This window comes from Acinetobacter sp. V89_7 (assembly GCF_029967895.1).
GTDB classification, from domain to species: Bacteria; Pseudomonadota; Gammaproteobacteria; order Pseudomonadales; family Moraxellaceae; genus Acinetobacter; species Acinetobacter soli.
In genome coordinates this window covers 156,442-163,327 of record NZ_JASCAJ010000033.1, presented here as the reverse complement: position 1 = coordinate 163,327, position 6,886 = coordinate 156,442, and the positions used below count along the sequence as shown (strand labels likewise).

General features: G+C 44.7%; 7 protein-coding genes. 2 read left to right on the top strand and 5 right to left on the bottom strand.

Going from position 1 to position 6,886, the window contains the following annotated elements; genetic code table 11:
• Positions 1-174: 174 nt before the first annotated feature.
• The gene (locus QLG00_RS14520) at positions 175-771 is read right to left on the bottom strand and encodes a TetR/AcrR family transcriptional regulator (RefSeq protein WP_004941493.1); all 597 of its coding nucleotides are present in this window, start codon (positions 769-771) and stop codon (positions 175-177) included.
• An 83-nt stretch (positions 772-854) separates the two neighbouring features.
• Between QLG00_RS14520 and QLG00_RS14515 the strand changes: the two genes are divergently transcribed.
• The gene (locus QLG00_RS14515) at positions 855-2,060 is read left to right on the top strand and encodes an oxygenase MpaB family protein (protein ID WP_282471293.1); all 1,206 of its coding nucleotides are present in this window, start codon (positions 855-857) and stop codon (positions 2,058-2,060) included.
• Between the two features lie 33 nt (positions 2,061-2,093).
• On the opposite strand, the gene QLG00_RS14510 is transcribed toward QLG00_RS14515, so the two are convergent.
• From QLG00_RS14510 to def, 4 genes are all read right to left on the bottom strand, one after another.
• Positions 2,094-2,399 carry a hypothetical protein gene (locus QLG00_RS14510; protein WP_004941498.1) on the bottom strand — a complete coding sequence of 102 codons (306 nt, stop codon included), beginning with the start codon at positions 2,397-2,399 and terminating at the stop codon, positions 2,094-2,096.
• Positions 2,400-2,474: 75 nt separating this feature from the next.
• On the bottom strand, positions 2,475-4,466 hold the full coding sequence (locus QLG00_RS14505; protein WP_282471292.1) for a TonB-dependent copper receptor: 1,992 nt from the start codon (positions 4,464-4,466) through the stop codon (positions 2,475-2,477).
• 102 nt (positions 4,467-4,568) lie between these two features.
• A complete protein-coding gene (locus QLG00_RS14500; RefSeq protein ID WP_282471291.1) occupies positions 4,569-5,000 on the bottom strand; it encodes a DUF2946 family protein in 432 nt (143 codons plus the stop codon).
• Positions 5,001-5,081: 81 nt separating this feature from the next.
• On the bottom strand, positions 5,082-5,606 hold the full coding sequence (gene def / locus QLG00_RS14495) for a peptide deformylase (protein WP_004944209.1): 525 nt from the start codon (positions 5,604-5,606) through the stop codon (positions 5,082-5,084).
• Between the two features lie 119 nt (positions 5,607-5,725).
• Here def and QLG00_RS14490 point away from each other — a divergent pair, with 119 nt between their 5' ends.
• Positions 5,726-6,868: a LysM peptidoglycan-binding domain-containing protein gene (locus QLG00_RS14490; protein WP_282471290.1), complete on the top strand. Its 1,143-nt coding sequence runs from the start codon at positions 5,726-5,728 to the stop codon at positions 6,866-6,868.
• The last annotated feature ends 18 nt before the right edge of the window (positions 6,869-6,886 follow it).

Here is a 6,886-nt window from a genome sequence, read left to right as displayed (position 1 = left end):
TTTTCAACAAGTTTCTATCTGCATCACCGCCGATGGATGTGCATTCTACACTATTTCTCACCCCTTGCAAGCTTGTTGGACTAAAGTTTTTATTGCATGGCTATATTTTGAACCAAAAATAATATAAGTTATTATTTTATATAGTTTATTTATTTTAAATGTTTTTTCTCACATTTAATTTTGTTTCAGATAGGCCAAAATCATCTGGCATAATTCCTGTTTAAGCTTTTGTTCTTCAATTAAAAAGTCGTTACTACTGACATAACGCATCATGGTAAATAAGGTGCTGTTGATGATCACAAAGGATTTATGCTTGAGTCTTTCAAAATCCCATTCGGGATAAAGCCGATTAAACACATAAAGACCGACTTCGAAAAAATGCTGTTCTAATATCTGAGCAGCTTTTGAATGGTTGTATTGATGCCAGTGTTTAAGTACCTCGATAAAAAATCCCTGATCGGCATTCATTTTATCGAATCCAAATTGAATACTCAGTGGAATCAGGTATTCAATTTCTAATTGCTCTTGTGCAACTACCAGTTTTTTGAAGGTCTGCCCCAGTTGTTCACTTTTACGTAACAGTAACTCTTGAATAATTTCTTCTTTGTTCTCAAAGTATTGGTAAATTGATCCGACACTGATACCAGAGCGCTCTGCAATTTTAGGTGTCGTGACTTGATGTAGGCCGTATTCTGCAATACATAATTGGGTAGCCTCCAAGACAGTATCGACCAGATAAATCGCGCGTTGCTGCTGGGGTTGTTTTCTCATAAATCGCCTGTCTCAAATGCGAATTGAATGCGAATAATTATTCGTATTAGAGTTGATTAAACATTAATCAGGCTGAATGTTCAATGCAAACTCTTGTACCGTCCAGATTAGCTTCATTTGATCATATGTCGAAATCACGCTGGCTGGGGCGTGTTTTATCCTATATTTGTAAGCGCCCCATTCAACCCAACGTAAAAGAGTATAGAGAACTCGCGGAAGCATTAGTGATGGGTGATCCCGCCATGGACAAGGTGATCGATTGGCTGATGCAAAATCCTGCCGAACACCGACAGCTTTTTGAGACGGCGCTCTTTGAAGGCCTTGATGCGCTAGCTGAGCCCATTCCAGAACTGATTGAGTTTTTTGAGCAGATTACGCATCCGCCTGCATGGTTCGATGAAAGCCGTCTAAATGATGCAGTGATTTTCACGCATCGACTGGGCGTCAATAACGGCTTTATTCTGCGCGATTTGTCTTTGATGGTGGGCTACTTATACCCTGGATTTAACCGTCCGCTGATTCTTACTGGGGCATTGAAAAAACATGCCGGTAAACGCTTGGCGGAAACCACAAAATGGTGGGTTGAAATTACCGAGATTGATGGTTTAAAGCGCTTTGGATCAGGTTTTACCTCGACCATTTACGTGCGCTTTATTCATGCACTGGTTCGGCATCAACTGTCGCGCTCAGAAGAATGGGATACAAAAAAATGGGGATTACCGCTCAATCAGTTTGATCTGGCCATGACCAATATCGCCTTTAGTGGTGTGGTGTTATTGGGTATTCGGGCGCTGGCTGTATTTCCGAATAAGCATGAGGTAGCACAATTTTTACATTTCTGGAAATACGTAGGCTGGCTGATGGGGGTCGATGAAAAATGGCTGGTCGACAACGAGCGCGATGCTTGGCGTTTATTGTACTGGATGCAAGATGCTCACCCAGAATCGGACGAATCGAGCTTGGCACTTGGACAAAGCCTTTCAAAGGAACCTTTTGAACGTCGTTATCAGCGTATGCGTAGTTTTCAGCAAAAGCTGGCGTATCATATGCATCTTGAAATAACGCAGTTTTTTATTGGACGTAAACGCATGCACAAACTGGGCTTGGAAGAGCGCCCTGCGGCATGGTTTGCTTACTTCTTAATTGTGCGAAATCTGATTTTACATACCAGTGCGAAGTACCTGCCCAAAGTGGACCGTTTTTTACTTCGACGCGGTCGAATTGTACAAAAGTTTGGTATGCATTTATACCAAAACGAAGTCCAGTCACTCAGTGATATGCACAGTTAAAAAAGGGAGCCATGCTCCCTTTCTTTTCATCTGTTATTGATGGGCTGCACCACCCGAATGAGATGAATGATCCATATTCATATCTTTCATGTCCATATGCATTTCCTCATGTGAAGTAGTAGCTGAGGCTGCTGCATTTTGCTCAGTTGCTGGCGCCATGGCAGGTGCTGTTTTAAAAGCATGCTGCTGGGTGTGCATTTTCTGCTGACTCGGCATGTAATCTGGCTCATTGTTCACCGCCAGATAAAAAACGCCCATAAATATTAGACTCAAGATAAAGGCCACGATCAGCAGCTTCCATCCCCACACTGATTTTTCGGGTGACAGTTTTTCACTCATGTTCATCTCCTATAAGAAGAGGCTGATCTCACGTTTTCATCCTCTTCTATATTTAGTCTATAAAAAATGCAAATCTTAAAATTTCATACTCACGCGCGCCCAATAATTACGCCCGCTGTTGTTAAACTGTTCGTTAGCAGCATAGCCAAATAAGGCTGCTCCCGATTTATTCAGATGTTCGGCATAGGCTTTATCGAGCAGATTATCGATCCCCACGGCAAAATCGAGTGTTGGACTGTATTGATAAGCTGCATTAATCGCCAGCGTACTAAAGCCCTTACTTTTACCGATATCATAACCTACGATATTGCCTTCATTGAGACTAATTCGGTTTTGCTTGGCGACTGCGCGCCACAATAGCCCTAGACTATAGCGATCTTGCACATAACGCAGATTGAATCGGCCTTCGAGCGGTGCAATTTGAGGCAAAGGCTTACCGTCGCTGGTATTTTTGCCCCATGCGTACATGGCAGATAGATCGGTTTGAAGATGATCGGTCAGATGATAACCGATTCCTGCTTCTGCCCCTGCAATGGTGGCATCGATACTACGTGCTGGTAAAATGCTGACACTGCCGTTTGGATTGGATTGATACGGCACCAAAATAAAATCATCGATCAATCCAGCATAGGCCGATGCCCACGACGTTAAGGCACCCTGTTCAAATTCAAAGCCTAAATCAAGCTGTGTGGTCTTTTCGGTATCAAGATAGTTCAGTAGCCCCTTTGATACGCGAGAGATTTCCCAATAGTCTGGACTACGCTCAACATACCCAATGCCTGCATAGGTTTTAAGCCCGTGTTCTGGCAATGCATGTTCAATTCGCACAAAGGCACTTGGATTGGTGTCTTTACGCTGTTGATCATTCGCAGCATGATTCACTTTTACTTGATCGATACGACCACCCGCAACCCATTTTGTCTCTGGCGACAAGGTATACGTCCACTCGGTAAATGCACCATAGCTTTGATATTCTAGGTCACGCTTTAAAGGTGGAATTGGGTTGGCATCGCGCATATACATATTGCCTGCGTGCTGATTATGCTGAGAATCCACACCAGAAACAGCACTAAAATTGCCCCATTCGGTGGTTACGGCCGTGCGTGCATTAATCGTGCGGCGCGTCACTTCCATAGCCATCGGCATCATTGGCGGTGTGCGCAGTTTAAAGTTGTCCATCACATGATCGTTGTAGCTATAATCGATCTGCGCTTCAACTTTCTTGATCACATCAGTGATATTTTTTTGCTCGGCATGCAGCCCTAGGCTTTCACGTCTAAATTGTGTGCCATCCATAGTTCGGCCAGCATAGGCTGACTCTCCATCGCTTGCGCCTCCCCGTAGCTCAAGCCAAGTATCTTGAGTCGGTTTCCAGCCTAAAGCTAAATCGGTGCTCCAGCGCTCCCATTGGGATTGCACTGTTTTGCCGTTGCCATCTTGATAATTTCCGGCTACTGAACGATTGGCATTCAAGCGTGCATATTTGCTTTCGTCACCTACGGCAGCTTCAATATTGTGATCAAGCCGACCAAAGGAGCCAATCAGTACACTGGCCTGTCCACGATAAGGTCTATCAGCACTTAACTGCTCAGGTTCGCGTTCAAAAAGGACTGTTGCCGCCGAGCCAGGGGTGGCATACAACACAGTTTGCGGGCCTTTAATTACGGTAATTCGATCATAACTTTCAGGATTAATGTAGGAGGTTGGAGAGTCCATCCGCGCTGGACAAGCCCCCAAGTTTTCGGTGCCATCGGTCAGCATTTTAATGCGTGAACCAAACATGCCCCGAAAGGTCACATCACCGTTAGTACCGCCATTTTTAATGGCGTTAAAGCCCAGAATACTTTGTAGATAATCTGCACCATCAGTGGCCGGAACGGGCTGAATGGGCTGTTTGGGATCTGCCTGAACAATCAAACCATTTGAACGCGTTGTTTCTTGTGCAGTTACCACAATTGGCGGCATCTGTGTCGTATCAGTTGCAGATTGCGTTTCGGCAAATGCAGTTGTGGTGGCAAGTAGCATCGCAGCCGTAATCGGCTGTAATAAAAATTGAGGCTGAGTCATGTCTGTATCTCAAAAACATAAATACGCGCTATGCCTGATACGTCTTATGCGTATTAGGCCAGAAAAACATACGAGGGATAAAACCCCGCAACGAAGCGTGATTTATGAAAATACAGGCGGTGCCCGACCTTGAGGCAGTAAAAATAGACGTTGAAGCGCGTAATAGACGTGTCGAAATGCTTGCTGAAACGCCAGCAAACGCACTTGAATGCGAACCAGTATTTCTTTTACATCCAGTTCGGGCGGTAAAATTAAATGGCCATAAACGGTGCAATATTGACACTGATGATTGAGATCATGATGATCATGAGCTGGCGCCGATTGCGCTTTTTCGAGCATGCGGGGCATATGCTGCATGTGTGAATCTGCATGCGACATGGCCTTATGATGCTGAAGCGCCGACAGATCAAAAGTTTGGGCAATGGTTTCACAGACCGGAGCAATCTGATACTGCTTCGGCAATAACGGCTGTAAAAAAACCGCAATCTGTAATAACACTGCGGTGAATCCCAGCAGCAGCCCAATTTTAAACAAGTCCAGCCTTCTCAGAAATTTTACCGTTACAGTATAACAAAACCCAATCGAAATTGGGTTTCTTTGGTGCATTTTGAGCGATTAACGTTTGACAGCGACCTTCTCTTTCTGGCGTGTCAGTTTTTCTACTTTCTCACGCGCTCGCTGACGTTTAAGTGGAGATAGATAATCGACAAACAGCTTTCCGCTCAAATGATCCATTTCGTGCTGAATACAGACAGCGAGCAAACCATCGGCCTCGATTTCAAATGCCTCACCATCAAGGTTCAACGCTTCAATCTTGACGCGTGACGGACGGTTGACTTTGTCGTATATTTGAGGAACAGACAGACAGCCTTCTTCATAAGCCTGTGTTTCGTCTGTTAATGGGGTGATTTTGGGGTTGATGAAAACCATTGGCTGATCTTTTTCTTCAGATAAGTCCATGACAATCAGCTGAATATGACGATCAACCTGAGATGCAGCCAAGCCAATGCCGGGTGCTTCATACATGGTTTCTAGCATGTCTGATGCCAGTTGGCGGATTTCATCTGTCACTTCTTCGACAGGTTTTGCAACGGTGCGCAGGCGTGGATCAGGAAAACTCAAGATCGGTAATAAGGCCATAGTGTCTCCTCATTCGTGCCATTGATTAGAAAACCCAAAGAAAGGCAACTCGAAATAAAAATGTATGTATTGCCGTTATTATAACGCAAATACAGACCTAATTTTTAGGAATTATGATAATGAACATGGTTTTAAACGGCTTACGCACGTTTTCTCATTTGGGGCTTAAACAATACGGTTTCGCGCTGGCCATCTGTGGTGTAGTGGGCATATCGAATGCCGAAGCTGCAACGCGCAATCAAAATCCACCCTCACTCAAGGCAGGTGCACCGCATGTCTATGTGGTCAAAAAAGGGGATACGCTTTGGGATATTTCTGGAAAATTTTTAAAAAAACCATGGCGATGGCCAGAGATCTGGGCCAGTAACAAACATGTGAAGAATCCACACTGGATTTATCCAGGCGACCGATTGCTGCTGTGTACGCTCAATGGTCAACCGCTCGTTGGACGAGATATGGGGGATGGCTGTGAAGGAATTATTCGTCGTTATACAGGCCGCACCACCTTACCCCCACAAGTTCGCATTGAAGAATTAAAAAATAGTATTCCCGTCATTCCGCTAAGCCAAATTCAGCAATGGCTGGAGCGCTCGACACTTGTATCGGCGGACGCTATTGAGTCTGTGCCTTATGTTGTGGGCACCACTGATCAACGTGTACTGGCTGCCAAAGGTCAAAAAATCTTTGTACGGGGTCAGGGCCTACAAAATGGTCAGCGTTATGCGATCTATCATGAGGGTGAGCCTTACACCACCCTAGATGAACACGGCAAAAAGCGCATTCTGGCCGTCGAACTGATTCAGGTGGCTTCGGGTATTGCAGTGCAATCTGAACAAGAGATCACCACGCTCGAACTCACCGACACCTATAACGCAGAAACACGTCGTGGCGATTTGGTCATGCCAGAGCAAGATGCCATGTTACCAACATTGTTTTATCCAACCGAAGGCAATGAAATGGTGGCAGGTGGCAAGATTGTTCGTGTTATGGGCTCCATTGCCACAGCAGCACGCAATAGTGTCGTGACGCTTAATCGAGGCTTGAACCAAGGTGCCAAAGTAGGACAAGTACTCGATATTTATGCGCAAGGCGAAAGCGTCAAAGACCCGAAAACGCATGAACTGATCAAACTTCCGAATCAAAATATTGGAAGTTTGATGATATTTAAAACCTTTGATGAATTCAGTTACGCTTACGTACTCGAGAGCAACTTACCCATTAAAGTCGGGGCAGAAATTCGCCCGCCTCAAGATGAAGAATAAAACAATATTATTAATAGA

Excerpts from the sequence above, each read along its gene's own strand:
- QLG00_RS14490 (WP_282471290.1), top strand. The coding sequence starts at position 5,726 with ATGAACATGGTTTTAAACGGCTTACGCACGTTTTCTCATTTGGGGCTT.
- QLG00_RS14510 (WP_004941498.1), bottom strand. The coding sequence starts at position 2,399 with ATGAGTGAAAAACTGTCACCCGAAAAATCAGTGTGGGGATGGAAGCTG.
- QLG00_RS14520 (WP_004941493.1), bottom strand. The coding sequence starts at position 771 with ATGAGAAAACAACCCCAGCAGCAACGCGCGATTTATCTGGTCGATACT.
- QLG00_RS14505 (WP_282471292.1), bottom strand. The coding sequence starts at position 4,466 with ATGACTCAGCCTCAATTTTTATTACAGCCGATTACGGCTGCGATGCTA.
- def (WP_004944209.1), bottom strand. The coding sequence starts at position 5,606 with ATGGCCTTATTACCGATCTTGAGTTTTCCTGATCCACGCCTGCGCACC.
- QLG00_RS14515 (WP_282471293.1), top strand. The coding sequence starts at position 855 with ATGCAAACTCTTGTACCGTCCAGATTAGCTTCATTTGATCATATGTCG.